Raw genomic sequence first — 17161 nt, forward strand, 5'->3', positions numbered from 1 at the left:
TCTCATAGCCCCGGACCCCGGTTGGGTGTTTCGATGATGAAGAAACGCGAATGATCATGCCGCGAAATCCTCGATCAGGCGGAAACGTTCGCAGACCAGTTCCATGTCTTCCGACCAGCCGCCATTGCGTTCGAAAAAGGCGCGGTGACCTTTCTGCCAACCTGCAAGCGAGGTGTCCTCGCCCTCGGCCAGCGCGAAGTCCTCATCTACGTCACAAAAGCGGCGGATCGTGACCTCACGCGTCTCGATCACCAGCGCCGGACCGCCATCCCAGTCAAGCGCGATGTCGCGGCGGCCGGGGACCGGCAGAGCCTCGCCCTCGGCATGGAAGTCCCGCAGGGCGCCACAGGTCGCGGTCTTGGCCCCGGAGCGGACAAGGGCAAGGAGCCGGTCGCAGAGCGCGCGGCTGTCGCCGAAGGTGAAGGTCTCCGCCCCCGGATAGCGGGCGCGGGCGGCATTCAGTGCGAGGATCGTGTTCGGTTTTGCAGCCATCATGCGCACCATGTCTGACGGACACCGCCACCATAGGGGCGGGCATGGCCGTCAGCGATCATGCGGCGGGCAAGCGGTGCGCCGTCGATAAAGACCGTCACCAGTGCACGGTCATAGCGGTCGGTGCCTTCGCGGACGATCCTCACCTCATCCGCCTGCCATAGAATTAGACGTAGCGCCCATTTCGCCGTTACAGCTGCGGCAAGTTCGGATGCACATTGCGGCGAGAACAGTTCGGGCGTGTCGAAGCCCTTGAGCCGCGCAGAAACATTGCCCCGGACAGGGCACCACATGCGGACGGTATCACCGTCGACCACCTGGTAGATGCGGCAGGAACCGTTTTCCGCCGACAGTGGCCGGATGACGGACAGCGTCGCATCCGCGACACCGGGAAGTACGACCAGACCGAGCGCGCCCACCACGATGACAGCACGCAGGTAGAAACGCGGGTCGGCAAGTCTAACGCCGCGCCGCCGCCGGGGTGGCAGCCCCATGTTCCATTTTGGCTGCCGCCGGTAGTCCCGGCTGTAACGCACCACATTGTTATTACGCCGGGCCATGGCTCACATCCGGAACACGCCGAAACGCGTGGGTTCGATGGGCGCGTTGAGCGCCGCCGAAAGCGAAAGCGCCAGCACCTCGCGCGAGCGGCGCGGGTCGATGATGCCGTCGTCCCAGAGGCGGGCGGAGGCGTAGAGGGGATGCGACTGTTCCTCGAACATCTCGATGGTGGGACGTTTGAACTCGGCCTCTTCCTCAGGCGACCATGTGCCGCCTGCCCGCTCGATCCCGTCGCGCTTGACGGTCGCCAGAACGCCCGCCGCCTGTTCGCCGCCCATGACGGAAATGCGGGAATTGGGCCAGGTCCAGAGGAAACGGGGGGAATAGGCGCGGCCCGCCATGCCGTAATTGCCGGCACCGAAAGAGCCGCCGACCAGCATCGTGATCTTCGGCACATTGGTCGTGGCCACCGCCGTCACCATCTTAGCGCCGTGCCGGGCGATGCCTTCGTTTTCGTATTTACGGCCGACCATGAAGCCGGTGATGTTTTGCAAGAACACAAGCGGGATACTGCGCTGGCTGCAGAGTTCCACGAAATGCGCGCCCTTGATCGCGGACTCAGAAAAGAGGACGCCATTGTTGGCGACGATGCCGACCGGGCAGCCTTCGACATGGGCAAACCCCGTCACCAGCGTCTCGCCGAAGCGCGGCTTGAACTCGTCGAAGCGGGAGCCGTCGACGATGCGGGCGATCACCTCGCGGATGTCATAGGGGGTGCGCAGGTCGGCGGGGACGAGTCCAAGAATCTCCTCGGGGTCATAGGCGGGTGCTTCGGGGCTCTGCCAGTCGACGCTTTGCGGTTTCCGCCGGTTCAGATGACTGACCGCGCGGCGGGCCAGCGCCAGCGCATGGGCGTCATCCTCTGCCAGATAATCGGCGACACCTGAAAGCCGGGTATGGACATCACCGCCGCCGAGGTCCTCGGCGCTGACCACCTCGCCCGTCGCGGCCTTCACCAGCGGCGGACCGGCGAGGAAGATCGTCCCCTGTTCCTTCACGATGATCGAGACATCGGACATGGCGGGCACATAGGCGCCGCCCGCGGTGCAGGAGCCCATGACGACGGCGATCTGGGGGATGCCCTTCGCGCTCATCCGCGCCTGATTGAAGAAGATGCGGCCAAAATGGTCGCGGTCGGGAAAGACCTCATCCTGGTTGGGCAGGTTGGCGCCGCCGCTATCGACAAGGTAGATGCAGGGCAGATGGTTCTCTGCCGCGATCTCCTGCGCGCGGAGGTGTTTCTTGACCGTCATCGGGTAATAGGTGCCGCCCTTCACGGTGGCGTCGTTGGCCACCACCATCACCTCTTGCCCGTGGACCCGCCCGATCCCCGCGATGACCCCGGCGGCGGGGGCGTCGCCGTTGTACATGCCATGGGCGGCGGTGGCGCCGATCTCGAGGAAGGGCGAACCGGCGTCCAAGAGGTTCGCCACCCGCTCGCGCGGCGGCATCTTGCCACGCGCGACATGGCGAGCGAGGGATTTTTCACCACCGCCTGCGGCGGCCATTTTTGCCGCCTCGGCGATGGTCGCCAGCATCGCTTCATGCGCCGCGCGGTTGGCGCGGAAGGTATCGGAGCCGGTCAGAACCTGACTTGCGAGCTTCATGTGTCTGCCTCCAGACCCTTTATTGCATACCTATGCGGCTTTGCAGCAACACCCTGCCGCACCGCAGAATAAATTTGACTCAGGTCAAAGCCCTGACCAGCCCGCGCGCTAGGACGGTCCTGCGCGCGACAAGAGAGGGAACGACCATGAAACTTACGATACTGCCCGCCATCCTCGCCCTTGCCGTCGCCGCCCCGGCCCATGCGCAGTCCGCCGGTGACTGGACGCTCGGCCTTGGCTTCGGTTACGTCGATCCGAAGGATGACAATGGCCTGCTTGCGGGCGCCCCGACCAGCGTCGACGAAAATATCCGCCCGACGATCACCGTTGAATATTTCCCGTGGGACAATGTCGGTATTGAACTGCTGGCGGCGACGCCCTTCAAGCACACCGCGACCATTCAGGGCGTTGGCACCGCGACGGTCAAGCACCTGCCGCCGACCCTGTCGCTGGTCTATCACATGCCGACCGGCGGCAAGCTGACGCCGTTCTTCGGCGCGGGTGTCAACTACACCACGTTCTTCTCTGAGAAATCGGCGCTTGGGAACGTCAAGCTGGACGATTCCTTCGGGCTGGCGGTGAAGGCGGGCGTCGATTTCGCGCTGAGCGACAAGGGTGCTCTCAGGACCGAGATCCGCTGGATGGACATCGAAAGCGACGTATCTCTGGGCGGCGCGCCGATAGGCACGGTCGATATCGACCCAATCGTGGTCGGCATGTCCTATGTCATGAAATTCTGAACCGCATACAGGCACAGGGAAGGGGCGCGTCAGGTAGGGGACGCGCCCTTTTTTTGTGGCGGGTGACGCGTGCTTCACCCCATCGCCCCCATCAACTCGCGCCCGATCAGCATGCGGCGGATCTCGCTCGTCCCGGCGCCGATCTCCATCAGTTTCGCGTCGCGGAAGATGCGGGCGACGGGGGTTTCGTTCATGAAACCCATGCCGCCCATGGCCTGCACTGCCTGATGGGCGACCACCATCGCCTCTTCCGAGGCATAGAGCACGCAGGCCGCCGCGTCCTGGCGGGTGACCTCGCCCCGGTCGCAGGCCTTGGCAACCTCGTAGATATAGGCGCGCGACGAGTTCATCTTGGTGTACATGTCGGCGATCTTGGCCTGCATCAGCTGGAAGTTTCCAATCGGCTGACCGAACTGCTTTCGCTGGGCGATGTAGGGCATGACCTCATCCATACAGGCGGCCATGATGCCGGGACCAATGGCGGAAAGGACCACGCGTTCGTAGTCGAGCCCGGACATGAGGACACGGACGCCCCTGCCCTCTTCACCGAGGATATTCTCGAACGGCACCTCGACATCCTCGAACACCAGTTCGGCGGTGTTCGAGCCGCGCATCCCGAGCTTGTCGAAATGTTTCGAGGTCGAAAAGCCCTTCATCTCCTTTTCCACAAGGAAGGCGGTGATGCCCTTCGATCCGGCCTCGGGGTCGGTCTTGGCGTAAACCACCAGAGTGTCCGCATCTGGCCCGTTGGTGATCCAGAACTTGGTGCCATTGAGGACGAAGCGATCGCTCTTCTTCTCTGCGCGGAGTTTCATCGACACCACGTCCGACCCCGCCCCGGCCTCGGACATCGCCAGCGCCCCGACATGGTCGCCAGAGATCAAGCGCGGCAGGTATTTAGCTTTCTGCTCGGGCGAGCCGTTTAGTTTGATTTGATTGACGCAAAGGTTGGAATGCGCGCCGTAGGAGAGCGAGACCGAGGCCGAGGCCCGCGCGATCTCCTCAACCGCGACGCAATGGGCGAGATAGCCCATCCCGGCCCCGCCGAATTCCTCGGGCACGGTGATGCCGAGCAGACCGAGGTCGCCCATCTCCTTCCAGAGCTGCGAGGGGAAGTCGTTCGACCGGTCGATCTCTGCCGCCATCGGCTTCACGCGCTCTTGCGCCCAGCGGTGGACCATATCGCGCAGGGCTTCGATCTCATCGCCCAAATTGAACTTCATGGATGCGGTGAACATAGGCGCCCCCGAAAGAAATGAACGTATGTTCAATTCATAGATCGAAAGGGTGAGTCGGGTCAATGGGTGTCAACGCCACCACTATAAAGCCACACAAGGCGTCATCTGTCCGTCCATGCCAAAACCATCCCATGAAAAAAGCGATGTCTCACCCGGCGTCTGAAGTATTATTCGCATGCCGGACGGAGGATGCGTGACATGGCACATGGGCGGAAACTGATTTCAAATGGCAACCCGATGGAGAGCGTGGTCGGCTTCAGCCGTGCGGTTCGGGTCGGCAATTTCATAGCCGTCGGAGGAACCGCTCCGGTCGGTCGCGACGGCAAGACCGTGGGCGTTGACGATGTTTTCGAACAGACCAAACAATGCTTCGAGATCATCAAGGATGCGTTGGAACAGGCCGGTTCCGGTTTGCAGGATATCGTGCGAACCCGGGTCATCCTGACCGACATCGACAACTGGAAACAGGCCATCGAGGCCCGGAAACTTTACTGCCTCGATGCACGCCCAGTCGATACCATCATGGCGATCAACCGGTTCGTGAATCCCGAATGGCTCGTCGAGATTGAAGTGGATGCGGTAGTTCCTGACTGACGGGGAAAGGCGCAAACGGTCACAACCGCCCCGACGTTCCGCGTTCAATCCGCCGAAGGCACCATATCGACAGGCGCAGCCTCGCCCTGATGAACGGCTGAGACATCGGCACGGATGATCCGGGCGATGAGCGCCGCGTCCTCGGTCGAGAAGGTCAGCGGCAGACGCATGTCGATGAGACCCGCGAGGATGCGGTCGGTCTGCGGCAGCGACTGGCTCTCGGCATAGCGCCAGCTGTCGTGGCGCGAGGTAAAGCCCGTCGGCTCCGCATGGCCGAACCATTTCAGTTCCACCCCCCGCGCGGCGGCACGTGCGATCACGGCACGAACGCGGCACTCGGACCAATCGGGAAGCAGGAACTGGAAGGACGAAGCAACATAGGCCTCTTCCGCGGGGCGCGGGATGAGTTTCAGGCCGGGTGTGTCGGCGAGCCCCGCCTCCAGCACCTTGTAGAGCGCATTCCAGCGGGCGCATTGCGCGGGAAGGTCAGCAAGCTGCGGGCGCAGGATCGCCGCACGCAGGTTGTCCATCCGGCCCGAGACGTTCGGCGTCACATATTTCACCTTCTCGAACGCATCGGGGCCGGGGCTTGCGCGGTGGCGGCCGTAAAGCATGTAGCTACCAGACAGAATCGTGGCCCGCGCCATCAGGTCGGGATCGTCCGAGACGAGAAGCCCGCCCTCGCCCGAATTCATGTGCTTGTAGGTCTGGGTCGAATAACAGCCCGCGACACCCCAGCGTCCCGACTGCACGCCCCGCCAGGCGGCACCCATCGTATGGGCGCAATCCTCGATCACCTTCACCCCTGATGCGTCGCATAGCACCATCAGCCGGTCCATGTCGCAGATATGACCGCGCATATGGCTGAGAAGCAGCGCCTTGGCCCCGGGCAGCTTGGCCGCAAGATCATCAAGGTCGATCACCAGATCTTCGGTCGTTTCGACAAAGACCGGCCTGCCACCAACAGCAGCGATTGCACCCGGCACGGGGGCAAGCGTGAAGGCATTGGTCAGGACCGTATCGCCCGGCCCGATGCCGATGGCGCGCAGTGCGCAGCCGATCGCATAGCCGCCCGAGGCGACAGCAAGGCAGTATTTTGCGCCGGTGAAGGCCGCGAATTCCTCTTCCAGAAGGGCCGTCTCGGCCACCTCGCCACCGACGGTGTTGTAGCGGTGCAGCCGACCGTGCCGCATGACCCTGATCGCCGCCTCTACCCCCGCCTCGGGGATCGGCTCCTGCTGGGTGAAACTGCCTGCAAAACGCTCGCTCATTCCGCCTTCTCTCTTGCCCGCCCAACCCGGTCAATAACCAGCGAACCGGTTCGGATTCGTGAAACCCGTCTTTCAGCCCCGCAAAACAGCCCGACTATTGCACCTTCCCATTCCCAAATAGGAAGGGCGTACGTATTGCCGAGCTAGCCGATCAGCCCGCGAACGATCTCCGGCAGATCGGCGAAATCGTCAATCAACGCCTCCGGCGCAAAACCGGCGACGCCCTGCCCGGCCGGTCCGAAAGTGACCAGTGCCACCGGCACACCCGCCGCGCGACCTGTCTGGCGGTCGGTATCGGTGTCGCCGATCAGGATCGAGTTTTCCACGCGTCCCCCCGCCCGTTCGACCGACAGCCGGTATGGCGCGGGGTCAGGTTTACGCACTGGGAGCGTATCCGCGCCGATGAGGGAACCGAAGAGGCCCCGTACCCCAAGCCGCGTCATCAGCACCTCGGCCAAACGTTCGGGCTTGTTGGTACAGATGCCCGTCGCATAACCGGCCGCCCTGAGCGCCTCGACCGCCTCGATGGCACCGGGATAAAGCCGCGTTTCGCGGTCGATCCCCTCCTCATAGGCCGCGAGCAGGATCGGGTACTGCGCGTCGACCTCGGCCTCGCCGCCCTGCCCCAGCCGGGAAAATCCCAGCCGCAGCATGGCCCGCCCACCATGAAAGGCGGTCAGCGCATCGGCGACCGGGTCGAGCATGTCGCCGTGCCCAAACCCCCGGAAACAGGCATTCGCTGCCGCGATGAGGTCGGCCGAGGTGTCCGCGAGCGTCCCGTCGAGATCGAAAATCACCGTGCGCATTGCGGGCCTTTCCCTGTAACCTGCCGAAAAGAGTTGTGAAGCCACGCCCCTTGCGGCATTTGCGGCCATCGTTAAAACGTGCCGGACCTTAAGGGAAGTCTCATTCATGGCCACAGCGCTCATCATTCTCGCCGCCGGACAGGGGACCCGGATGAATTCCGACCTGCCAAAGGTCCTGCACAAGGTGGCGGGCGCGCCGGTCCTTGCCCATGCAATGCGGGCGGGCGCGACGCTGGAGCCCGAGCGGATGATCGTCGTGACCGGGCACGAAGGCGAAGCTGTCTCTAAGGCAGCCCTTGAGGTGGATGAAAACGTCGTTACCGTCACACAAGCCGAGCAGCTAGGCACCGGTCATGCCGTGGCGCAAGCCCTGCCCGCGCTTGAGGGTTTTACGGGCAAGGTGCTGATCCTCTTTGGCGACACGCCTCTGATCCGAACCGAGACGCTGGAGGCGCTGGCCGGTTCGGCGACCGACATCACCGTCCTCGGATTTGAACCCGCCAATCCGCGCCGTTATGGCCGCCTGATCCTGTCAGGCGACATGCTTGAGCGGATCGTTGAGGCCAAAGATGCAACCGACGCCGAACGTGCAGTAACGCTTTGCAATGGCGGCTTGATGGCAGTTGAGGCCGAGCTGCTTTCTGACCTCGTCACCGGGCTTTCGAACGACAATGTGGCGGGCGAATACTACCTGACCGAGATCGTCGCGCTGGCCCGCGCCAAGGGCCGTTCTGCCTCAGTCGTGACCTGTGATGAGGCTGAAACTCTGGGCGTCGATACCCGCGCACAACTGGCGCAGGCCGAGGCCAGCTTTCAGGCACGCGCCCGGGCCGAGGCGCAGGAGAACGGCGTGACGATGACCGCGCCCGAAACCGTCTTCTTCGCCTATGATACCGTGATCGGCCGCGATACGGTCATCGCCCCCAATGTCGTCTTTGGCCCCGGCGTGACCGTCGAAAGCGAAGCCGAGATTCGCGCCTTCTGCCATCTTGAAGGCTGCCATATCTCGCGCGGCGCCACCGTCGGCCCCTTCGCCCGGCTGCGTCCCGGCGCAGAACTGGCCGAGGATGTCCATGTCGGCAATTTCGTCGAGATCAAGAACGCCATCCTCGACGAAGGCGTGAAGGTCGGCCACCTCACCTACCTGGGCGACGCTCATATCGGCGAGCATACGAATATCGGCGCGGGTACGATCACCTGTAACTATGACGGCGTGATGAAGCACCGGACCGAGATCGGCAAACGCGCCTTCATTGGCTCCGATACGATGCTGGTCGCCCCGGTGAAGGTGGGCGATGGGGCGCTGACGGCGTCGGGGTCCGTCATCACCCAGGACGTTCCGGCAGAGGCTCTGGCCATTTCCCGCGCCAGACAGGAAACAAAACCCGGCCTGGCGGCAAAATTGTTCGAAAAACTGAAACAGATTAAGGCGAAACGCCAGAAAGAGGCGCAGTAATGTGCGGTATTGTGGGGGTGCTCGGCAGCCATGAGGTCGCGCCGATCCTTGTCGAGGCGCTGAAACGGCTGGAATACCGGGGCTACGATTCCGCCGGGATCGCGACCGTGAATGGCGGCCGGCTCGACCGCCGTCGCGCGGTCGGCAAGCTTGTGAACCTCTCCGACCTTCTGGTTCACGACCCGCTCGCAGGCAAGGCCGGGATCGGCCATACCCGCTGGGCAACCCATGGCGCGGCGACGGTCGTCAACGCCCATCCCCACCGCTCCGGCCCGGTCGCCGTCGTTCATAATGGCATCATCGAGAATTTCCGCGATCTGCGTACGGAACTTGCCGAAAAGGGACTGGCGGCAGAGACCGAAACCGACACCGAAACCGTCGCCCTTCTGACCCGCCACCATATGGATCAGGGCATGAGCCCCCGCGACGCCGCGCGCGAAACCCTGCGCCGCCTTGAAGGCGCCTTCGCGCTTCTCTTCCTCTTCGACGGCGAGGAAGACCTGATGATCGCCGCCCGCAAGGGCTCGCCCCTGGCCATCGGCCATGGCGAGGGCGAGATGTTCGTGGGCTCCGACGCCATCGCGCTCGCGCCGATGACCGACCGTATCACCTATCTGGAGGAAGGTGACTATGCCTTCGTCACCCGCGCGGGAGTGGAGATCTTCGATGCCGCCGACCGCCGCGCCAACCGGGACTTGCAGCAGATCCAACTGGAAGCGACGCGGATCGAAAAGGCCGGCTACAAGCATTTCATGGCGAAAGAGATCGCCGAACAGCCGATAGTTCTGGCCGACGCCATCAAGCATTACTGCCGGGGCCGCCAGATCAATGTTCCCGATGAACTGGACTTTTCAACGCTCGACCGGCTGACGCTGGTGGCCTGCGGCACGGCGAACTATGCCTGCCTGACCGCCAAATACTGGTTCGAAAGCCTAGCGGGCCTGCCCTGCGAGGTCGATATCGCCTCCGAGTTCCGCTACCGCGAACCGCCCATGCCGGAAAACTCCTACGCGATCTTCGTCAGCCAGTCGGGCGAAACCGCCGACACGCTGGCCGCTTTGCGGTACGCCAAGGAGAAGGTGGCCAAGATCGTCTCCATCGTGAATGTCCCCACCTCCTCCATCGCGCGGGAAAGCGATGTCGCGCTGCCGATCCTTGCAGGCGTCGAGGTCGGCGTCGCTTCCACCAAGGCCTTCACCTGCCAGCTTTCGGTGCTCCTGCTTCTGGCACTGAAAGCGGGTCATGACCGGGGAAGGATCGACGACAAGACCCTGGCGGATCACCTGAAGACCTTCGCCACCCTGCCGGGCCTGATGAACCAGACCCTGAGCCGTGAAGCCTCGATCGCCGTGATGGCGGCTGCCGTGGCCGAGGCGCAGGATGTCCTCTTCCTCGGGCGTGGCGCGATGTTCCCGCTGGCATTGGAAGGCGCACTTAAACTGAAAGAAATCAGTTATATACACGCCGAAGGCTATGCGTCCGGGGAACTCAAGCACGGCCCCATCGCGCTGATCGACAAGAACGTCCCCGTCGTCGTCCTCGCCCCGCGCGATGCGCTCTTCGACAAGACCGTGTCGAACATGCAGGAGGTGATGGCGCGCCACGGCAAGGTGATCCTGATCACCGATCCGAAAGGCGCAGAGGAAGCAGGCCTTGGCACCTGGAAGACGCTGACCCTGCCCGAGATCCCGGCGATCTTCGCACCGATCCTTTACGCGCTGCCCGCCCAGCTTCTGGCCTATCACGCCGCCGTCGCCAAAGGCACCGACGTGGACCAGCCGAGGAACCTCGCGAAATCCGTTACGGTGGAATGACATGGCAAAGAAGTTCGATCGTCTGGCGCAGTCGCATCGCACATTCATTGAAGCTCAGCATCTGTTCTTCGTGGCCACAGCCGCGCCAACCGGCCGGGTGAATACGTCACCCAAGGGCACAGACTCACTTCGGGTCATGGATTCTCGCCGCATAATCTGGCGAAACTCCACCGGCTCGGGCAATGAATCCGCCGGTCACATCCTGCTTTCGCCGCGCATGACGCTCATGTGGTGTTCGTTCGATGAAAAGCCCCTGATCCTGCGCGCCTATGGAACGGCTACGGCGCTGCATCCGGGGGACGACGACTGGTCAGACTTGAACGCTCTCTTTCCACCGGATATCGCCGCCCGTCAGATCTTCGACCTGTCCATCGATCTCGTCCAGACCTCCTGCGGGTTTGGCGTTCCGCGCATGACCTACGAAGGCGAGCGTCCCGATGCCGACGAATGGTCTGAGAAAAAAGGGCCGCAAGACATCCGTGAGTATTGGGCCGAAACGAACCGCCAAACGCTGGACGGCTTTCCAACTGGTATTCCGGATTGACCTTGGCCGATGCCATCACTGCGCTGCGAGCCGGAGCTGAACCCGGCAGGGCCGAAGGCATGGCCGCCTATCACAAGCAGAAACGCGAGGTTCTGGGCATTCCGAACCCTTACCTCAACGATCTGGCGAAGGAGTGGCGCCAAAGTCTGACCGTTCCCGAGCGTGTGGCACTCGCCCAGCAGCTCTGGCAAACCGATATCTTCGAAGCCCGCATTATCGCGGCGAAGACCCTGACACAGGCCCGGATCAAGCAGGATGAGCCCGTGTGGCGCCTCATCGCCTCATGGGTTCCGGAGTTCGACAGCTGGGCCATCGCAGACCATGCCTGCGATGCAGGGCAGCGCCGCCTTGTCGCCGAACCTGCCCGAATTGACGAGGTCGAAGTCTGGACCCGGTCGGACCACATGTGGACCCGTCGCGCCGCCTTGGTCATCACCCTGCCCTGGACAAAGCAGAACCACCCGACCGAACATGACCTCGCGATCCGCGACCGCGTCCTCGGCTGGGCCGCATCTTACGCAGACGACCGCGACTGGTTCATCCAAAAGGCCATCGCCTGGTGGCTGCGCGACCTGTCGAAACACGACCCCGACCGTTCACGCGCCTTCCTCGCCGAGCACGGCTTCCGTCTGAAAGCCTTTGCGCGCAAGGAAGCTGGGAAGTACCTCTGATCCGCGTGCGCCCTGACCCTACCTATTACGCATCGCGCAACTCCCGCCGCATGATCTTGCCCGTCGCGGTCATCGGCAGGCTTTCACGCCGTTCCACCCAACGGGGTGCAACATGCGGGCTGACCCGGTCCTTTACCCGCTGGATCAGCGCGGCTTCCAGACCTTCCCAGTCCGCACGCTCGCGCAGAACGACGAAGGCCTTCACGACCTCGCCCCGCACCGCATCCGGCACCCCCACACAGGCGGCCATCACAACGTCCGGATGGCCGGTCAGGCAGTTCTCGATCTCGGACGGGCCAATCCTGTACCCGGCCGATGAGATGATGTCGTCATCCCGCGCCACATAGGTGAAATAGCCCTCTTCGTCGCGGATGCCGAGGTCGCCGGTCCTGAGCCATTCGCCCGTAAACTTCGCCGCCGTCGCCTCGGGTTTTCCCATATATTCCAGAAACATGACCGGATTTCCGCGCCGGATCGCGATCTCTCCGATCTCGCCATCCGCGACCGCCCGTCCCTCGGCGTCGAGCACCGCGACCTCCGCCCCCGGCACCGCCCGGCCCATCGTCCCGGGTCGAGTCGGGAAGAGCCCCTCGGCGGAACAGACAACGAGATTGCATTCGGTTTGTCCGTAAATCTCATTGATTGGCGCATTCAACGCCGACCGCCCCCACTCCAGCATTTCCGCCCCGAGGCTCTCGCCGCCCGACGACACCGCCCGCACGCATAGTCCACCGGGCACAGACGCGCCCCGCATCAGTTTCAGCGCCGTTGGAGGCAGGAAAAGGTTCGTAACCCGATGATGCCGCATGATCCCGAAGGCCTCATCCGGATCGAACTTGCGCATCCGCCTGCTGATCAGGGGCACACCGTAATACAGGCAGGGCATTGCCATATCCATCAGCCCGCCGATCCAGGCCCAGTCGGCAGGCGTCCAGCCAACCGCTCCGGGCTTCGGGAAAAAGCCCTGACTGAGTTCGATATTGGGCAGATGGCCAAGAAGGAAGCGATGGGCATGCACCACGCCCTTCGGCGCGCCGGTGGTGCCCGAGGTGTAGATCAGCACCGCCGGTTCGTCTGCACCAACGGGGACAGGCGCAAGCCGGTCGGAAGCGCGTTCGATCTCCCCCCAGAAGTCGCGTTCCGCCGAAGGTTCAATGCAATAGATATCCCGCAGATCCGCCAGCCCACCCCGGATTTCGCCCAGCTTTTCAAGGCTCGCGCCGTTCGTCACCACCACACGCGCCCGGGCGTCGGCCAATCGGTAGGCCAGCGCATCCAACCCGAAAAGCGTGAAGAGCGGCAGCACAATCGCGCCAAGTTTCATCGCTGCGAAATGCGTGATCAGCACCTCTGGCCCTTGCGGCAAGAGCACCGCGACCGTATCGCCACGTCTCAGCCCCCTTGCCGCAAAGGCATTGGCCAGCCTGTTCGACGCCGCCGCCAGTTCGCCGTATCGCCAATGCCGGAGAGAGCCGTCCGCTGACAGGTCAATCAGCGCCAGCCGGTCGGGCTCCGTCCGTGCCCAACTGTCGCAACAGGCCTCGGAAATGGAGAAATCCGTCGGGATGCGCCAGCAAAACCCGGCGCGAAGTGCATCATAACTCTGCCCGGCCTCGAGAAGGGCACGCTTCACGGGCGACATCCAACGGGTGTGGCAGCGGTGGTCATGCCTGTGACGATAGTCCCACGCCTCCCTCCGTTCAATCTCATGCTTTCCCCTTGCCGCGCCCCGATCGCAGGCATAGTTTTGACGAATGACCAAGCTCATCGACCCCTTTGCCCGGCCGATCTCCTATCTGCGCGTCTCGGTGACGGATCGCTGTGATTTCCGCTGCACCTATTGCATGGCCGAACACATGCAGTTCCTGCCGAAAAAGGATCTGCTGACGCTGGAGGAACTGGACCGGCTCTGCTCCACCTTTATCCGGCTCGGCGTCGAAAAGCTGCGCATCACCGGGGGGGAGCCCCTTGTGCGGCGCGATATCATGACCTTCTTCAAGACCATCGCACGGCATCTGGACACGGGCGCGCTGAAGGAGCTGACGCTGACGACCAACGGCTCGCAACTGGCGCGGTTCGCGGCCGAGCTGGCGGCGATCGGCATCCGCCGGGTCAACGTGTCGCTCGACACGCTGGACGCAGCGAAGTTTCAGGCGATCACCCGTTGGGGACGCCTGCCTCAGGTTCTGGAAGGCATTGAAGCTGCACAGAAATCCGGGCTCAGGGTGAAAATCAATACCGTCGCCTTGAAGGGCTTCAATGAGGAAGAACTGTTCCCGCTTCTCGACTGGTGCGCCAGTGAAGGCCACGATCTGACTTTCATCGAGGTCATGCCCATGGGTGAGATGGGCGAAGAGATGCGGCTCGATCAATACTGGCCGCTGAAGGACCTGCGCGCGCGGCTGGCAGAGCGCTTCACACTGACCGATCTGGCCGAGCGCAGCGGCGGCCCCGCGCGCTATGTGCGGATCGAGGAGACCGGGCAGAAGGTGGGCTTCATCACGCCGCTGACCCATAATTTCTGCGAAAGCTGCAATCGGGTCCGGGTGACCTGTACGGGCGAGTTGTTCATGTGCCTCGGGCAGGAGGACAATGCCGACCTGCGGGCGCCCCTGCGCGCGTCGTCTGAGGATGACCTTCTGGAACAGGCGATCCGCGCGGCAATATCGCGCAAGCCCAAGGGGCACGATTTCGACTATTCGCGCCAGTCGGTCAAAGGCCAGATGTCCCGCCACATGAGCCATACCGGCGGCTGACAAATACCCCAAGATGTTGTCGCTAACAACACATCTGGCCGAAATTCTCGACACGACCACGAGATATGGTTGATCCCGGAAGGGACTTCCTTTATTGATGCGCGCACAGGTGCATAGACGCGGTAATGCATCAGCTTGACGCTGACGGGGCTCGGTTGCGGAACGCAGTCGGGCCCCGGTTCGTTATGGCTACCATTTTAAGGTTAAGAATCAGAGAAGGCGCCAGGTGCTCAGACGCGGTCTTCGCATCGTGCCTTGCGACACAGCCTGACGCCTTCCTGAGCCGGGCCCGCCTTGCGGCATTCCCGGTTCACGGGCTGAACATCCGAAGACATCCCGCCCTCGCTCAGAACCCAAGCCACCGAGGGTAACCCCTTCAAATCCGGAGATCTTCCAGAGCCCTCCCGGCGTTCCGCTACCCGTCCAATCAGCACCCGGACACATGTTCCGTTTCCCGATCGTCTTGGCCGCGGAGGCCTTTGCGTACCGCTCCGGTCCGAAGACCCTTGCGATGGATTGAGGTTGGCCCGGCGACCCCGAGTCGCGCAATGAAAAAATCGCCGCTCAGCCAAATTTCTTGGGGATAAACCACTGATTTTCCTTGTGGATTTCCTGTGGACAAGTCGGAAAATGCTATGCGTTCGGCTGGGTTGGCTTTGGAAAATCGCGGCGTTTTGGCGCGAAAATATCCGTCTGCAAAGCGTCGGCAAAACGTATGGCATGCGTCGGGCTGCCCGCCCGACGGGTCCGGTTGCCATGGGAGCCGAGCCGGGGCGGGTCACCCCCGCCCCGCCAAACGTCAGATGAGGATGGCCAGCACCTCGGCCAGACCGATGAGGCCCAGAAGACCCGCCGAGATGTTCTTCAGCATCGGGATGTTCCGGGCGGCGAGGCCCTTGCCATAATGCGTCGCCTTCATCTCGTCATCCATGTCGTCGCGCAGCGCGATGAGATCGTCCAGCGACGTGCCCCCCGCCAGCACCCCGTACGCCGTCGTCGCGATCACCAGCATCAGAAGCGGCGCGGAATAGCCGTCGGGCCCCAGATGGATGAGCGCGGCTAGCCCCGCGAAAGTGAAGATCGTGGTGCGCATGATCCCGAAATAATGGGTCGAGCGCTCCATCGAGAGATAGTTGCGTTGGTCTGGTGTCATGTCCTGTCCCTTCCTGTTCTGAATGCCGGCACCGGGCGCGCATCGCGGTGCCGGATCGGGGCGCGGATCATCTGCGCCCTTCCTGCCCGCGTGTCAGTTCGGTGCGCTGAACTTCGCGGCGATGGCGCCCGCCTTCTTCTGCGCGTCCATGAACTCCGCCGAGGTGAAGCACTGCACGGTCTTGAGGTTGGAAACCGCACCCGACGCGCCGACAGCCATCAGGGCCGCGAGCATCGAGGTCAGGTCGTTGGTGGTGACACGGGCGATGAAATCCGTGTCGCCGGTGGTGACGAAGAAGCTTTCGAGCTTGCCCCCGGCGGTGGCGATCATCGCGCCCACGGCCTTTTCCCGGTCGCTCGGGTTGGCGATCATGCCCTTCATCGCGGCCTGGGTGTAATTACCGGTGATGATATACTGTGCCATTGTCATCCCTCCCGGGCAGGCACACTTTCCCCGGCCCGCGGGGATGCGGGCCGATCCGAAGGAACCCACCCGGGCCGGAGCATAACACGAAACCGTGAGCGAGTCCGGGGGATGTTTACGTAAAGGTCAGGCCCGGATGTAGGGCGGGTTTCAACCCGCCATTCCGGGGAATGTTGCGTGCGGCCAAGGCAAGTGCCGGGGTGAACCCCGGCCTACCACGTGTCCGTACGTTCGGGCGCCCGAGGACCGGTCAGGGGACGTGCCAGTGGCACGTCACCCGGTCCGATTGGCCGGAGGCGCAAGCCGCAGGCCAAGGGGGGTGCGGCCGGGACCGAGGGTCGTAAATCGGGGCGCGCCTGCCTGGGTAGCCAGGCGCGGCCCGATTTGTCGCGGGACAAATCGGGCGGGGACGAGACGCGAAATTCGGGAGGAAGCGGGGTGAACCCCGCGCTACAGCGCGCTAATGCGCAAAACCACGCCCCGTATGTTTCTCGGCTCCAAATTTGTCGTACCGGTTCATAGAGAATCAAAGGCGGTATTTTTCTGCGATTCTCTGCACGGCTTTTACACAACCGTCAGAGACCGACCGTGTATCACCGCCCAACTCTTCCCACCTTTGCTTCAAATTCTCAAGGATCGACTCGTAACCTCTTCGCCATCCGGGTTCGAGATGCGTATCGCCATCCGCAAAAGCCATCAAAGTCGCTGAAGTTACCACAAACTCACGCTCCTCCGGCGTACAATTGGTTTTGGTGTCCGCATCTTCAAATGCCGTATGTAATCTTTCAACAATCGGGCGCATTTTTGCGGGATATGCGCGGTAGGAATTCCCGGTGCTTTGGTCGTTGACGCAGCCGGAGGACAGTAATGAAGCGATTCCAAGTACTGCAAAATATCGCATCCGAAACCCCATATGATCCGTACAACTGAATGCTAACTCTAAGTTATAAAATTTGTTTTCATTTTGACTCGTATCAATGAAAGCGAATTGGTTAGCTTTTACATTTTCATACGAACGAAAAATTTAGGGTGGGG

Annotated in this window: 17 protein-coding genes; 7 read left to right on the forward strand and 10 right to left on the reverse strand. The window is 62.7% G+C overall.

Going from position 1 to position 17161, the window contains the following annotated elements:
* Nucleotides 1–54 precede the first annotated feature (54 nt).
* From OEZ71_RS01820 to OEZ71_RS01830, 3 genes are read right to left on the reverse strand one after another with little or no spacing between them, the layout of a single operon-like run.
* The gene (locus OEZ71_RS01820) at nt 55–492 is read right to left on the reverse strand and encodes an ASCH domain-containing protein (protein WP_263738217.1); all 438 of its coding nucleotides are present in this window, start codon (nt 490–492) and stop codon (nt 55–57) included.
* Nucleotides 492–1052 carry a thermonuclease family protein gene (locus OEZ71_RS01825; protein WP_263738218.1) on the reverse strand — a complete coding sequence of 187 codons (561 nt, stop codon included), beginning with the start codon at nt 1050–1052 and terminating at the stop codon, nt 492–494. The genes OEZ71_RS01820 and OEZ71_RS01825 overlap by 1 nt, the downstream gene beginning before the upstream one ends.
* 3 nt (nt 1053–1055) lie before the next feature.
* Nucleotides 1056–2660 (reverse strand): carboxyl transferase domain-containing protein, encoded by a 1605-nt coding sequence (locus OEZ71_RS01830; RefSeq protein ID WP_263738219.1) that lies wholly within the window; start codon nt 2658–2660, stop codon nt 1056–1058.
* 146 nt (nt 2661–2806) lie between these two features.
* Here OEZ71_RS01830 and OEZ71_RS01835 point away from each other — a divergent pair, with 146 nt between their 5' ends.
* The gene (locus OEZ71_RS01835; RefSeq protein WP_263738220.1) at nt 2807–3400 is read left to right on the forward strand and encodes an OmpW/AlkL family protein; all 594 of its coding nucleotides are present in this window, start codon (nt 2807–2809) and stop codon (nt 3398–3400) included.
* A 74-nt stretch (nt 3401–3474) separates the two neighbouring features.
* On the opposite strand, the gene OEZ71_RS01840 is transcribed toward OEZ71_RS01835, so the two are convergent.
* A complete protein-coding gene (locus tag OEZ71_RS01840; protein ID WP_263738221.1) occupies nt 3475–4638 on the reverse strand; it encodes an isovaleryl-CoA dehydrogenase in 1164 nt (387 codons plus the stop codon).
* 198 nt (nt 4639–4836) lie between these two features.
* On the opposite strand from OEZ71_RS01840, the gene OEZ71_RS01845 reads away from it, so the two are divergent.
* Entirely contained in the window at nt 4837–5232 is a 396-nt protein-coding gene (locus OEZ71_RS01845; RefSeq protein ID WP_263738222.1) for a RidA family protein, read from the forward strand.
* 44 nt (nt 5233–5276) lie between these two features.
* Here OEZ71_RS01845 and OEZ71_RS01850 read toward each other — a convergent pair whose 3' ends face one another.
* Entirely contained in the window at nt 5277–6503 is a 1227-nt protein-coding gene (locus tag OEZ71_RS01850) for a DegT/DnrJ/EryC1/StrS family aminotransferase (RefSeq protein ID WP_263738223.1), read from the reverse strand.
* Nucleotides 6504–6646: 143 nt separating this feature from the next.
* Nucleotides 6647–7309: an HAD-IA family hydrolase gene (locus tag OEZ71_RS01855; RefSeq protein WP_263738224.1), complete on the reverse strand. Its 663-nt coding sequence runs from the start codon at nt 7307–7309 to the stop codon at nt 6647–6649.
* 106 nt (nt 7310–7415) lie between these two features.
* Here OEZ71_RS01855 and glmU point away from each other — a divergent pair, with 106 nt between their 5' ends.
* From glmU to OEZ71_RS01875, 4 genes are read left to right on the forward strand one after another with little or no spacing between them, the layout of a single operon-like run.
* The gene (gene glmU, locus OEZ71_RS01860) at nt 7416–8765 is read left to right on the forward strand and encodes a bifunctional UDP-N-acetylglucosamine diphosphorylase/glucosamine-1-phosphate N-acetyltransferase GlmU (protein WP_263738225.1); all 1350 of its coding nucleotides are present in this window, start codon (nt 7416–7418) and stop codon (nt 8763–8765) included.
* Nucleotides 8765–10579, forward strand: a complete 1815-nt coding sequence (gene glmS / locus OEZ71_RS01865) for a glutamine--fructose-6-phosphate transaminase (isomerizing) (protein WP_263738226.1) — start codon at nt 8765–8767, stop codon at nt 10577–10579. Before glmU ends, glmS begins: the two co-directional genes overlap by 1 nt.
* A 1-nt stretch (nt 10580) precedes the next feature.
* Nucleotides 10581–11123: a pyridoxamine 5'-phosphate oxidase family protein gene (locus tag OEZ71_RS01870; protein WP_263738227.1), complete on the forward strand. Its 543-nt coding sequence runs from the start codon at nt 10581–10583 to the stop codon at nt 11121–11123.
* Nucleotides 11120–11794, forward strand: coding sequence for a DNA alkylation repair protein (locus OEZ71_RS01875; RefSeq protein WP_263738228.1), 675 nt, complete (start codon nt 11120–11122; stop codon nt 11792–11794). Before OEZ71_RS01870 ends, OEZ71_RS01875 begins: the two co-directional genes overlap by 4 nt.
* 25 nt (nt 11795–11819) lie before the next feature.
* Here OEZ71_RS01875 and OEZ71_RS01880 read toward each other — a convergent pair whose 3' ends face one another.
* Nucleotides 11820–13427 (reverse strand): AMP-binding protein, encoded by a 1608-nt coding sequence (locus OEZ71_RS01880; RefSeq protein ID WP_412175595.1) that lies wholly within the window; start codon nt 13425–13427, stop codon nt 11820–11822.
* A 121-nt stretch (nt 13428–13548) separates the two neighbouring features.
* On the opposite strand from OEZ71_RS01880, the gene moaA reads away from it, so the two are divergent.
* Nucleotides 13549–14550: a GTP 3',8-cyclase MoaA gene (gene moaA, locus OEZ71_RS01885; RefSeq protein WP_263738229.1), complete on the forward strand. Its 1002-nt coding sequence runs from the start codon at nt 13549–13551 to the stop codon at nt 14548–14550.
* A gap of 799 nt (nt 14551–15349) precedes the next feature.
* Here the strand turns inward: moaA and OEZ71_RS01890 are convergent.
* From OEZ71_RS01890 to OEZ71_RS01900, 3 genes are all read right to left on the reverse strand, one after another.
* Nucleotides 15350–15703: a hypothetical protein gene (locus OEZ71_RS01890; RefSeq protein WP_263738230.1), complete on the reverse strand. Its 354-nt coding sequence runs from the start codon at nt 15701–15703 to the stop codon at nt 15350–15352.
* A gap of 93 nt (nt 15704–15796) precedes the next feature.
* Nucleotides 15797–16126: a GYD domain-containing protein gene (locus tag OEZ71_RS01895; protein WP_263738231.1), complete on the reverse strand. Its 330-nt coding sequence runs from the start codon at nt 16124–16126 to the stop codon at nt 15797–15799.
* 526 nt (nt 16127–16652) lie between these two features.
* A complete protein-coding gene (locus OEZ71_RS01900; protein ID WP_263738232.1) occupies nt 16653–17027 on the reverse strand; it encodes a hypothetical protein in 375 nt (124 codons plus the stop codon).
* Nucleotides 17028–17161: the final 134 nt, after the last annotated feature.

Origin of the sequence: Albidovulum litorale, assembly GCF_025751495.1 — a bacterium.
Classification (GTDB): Bacteria; Pseudomonadota; Alphaproteobacteria; order Rhodobacterales; family Rhodobacteraceae; genus Albidovulum; species Albidovulum litorale.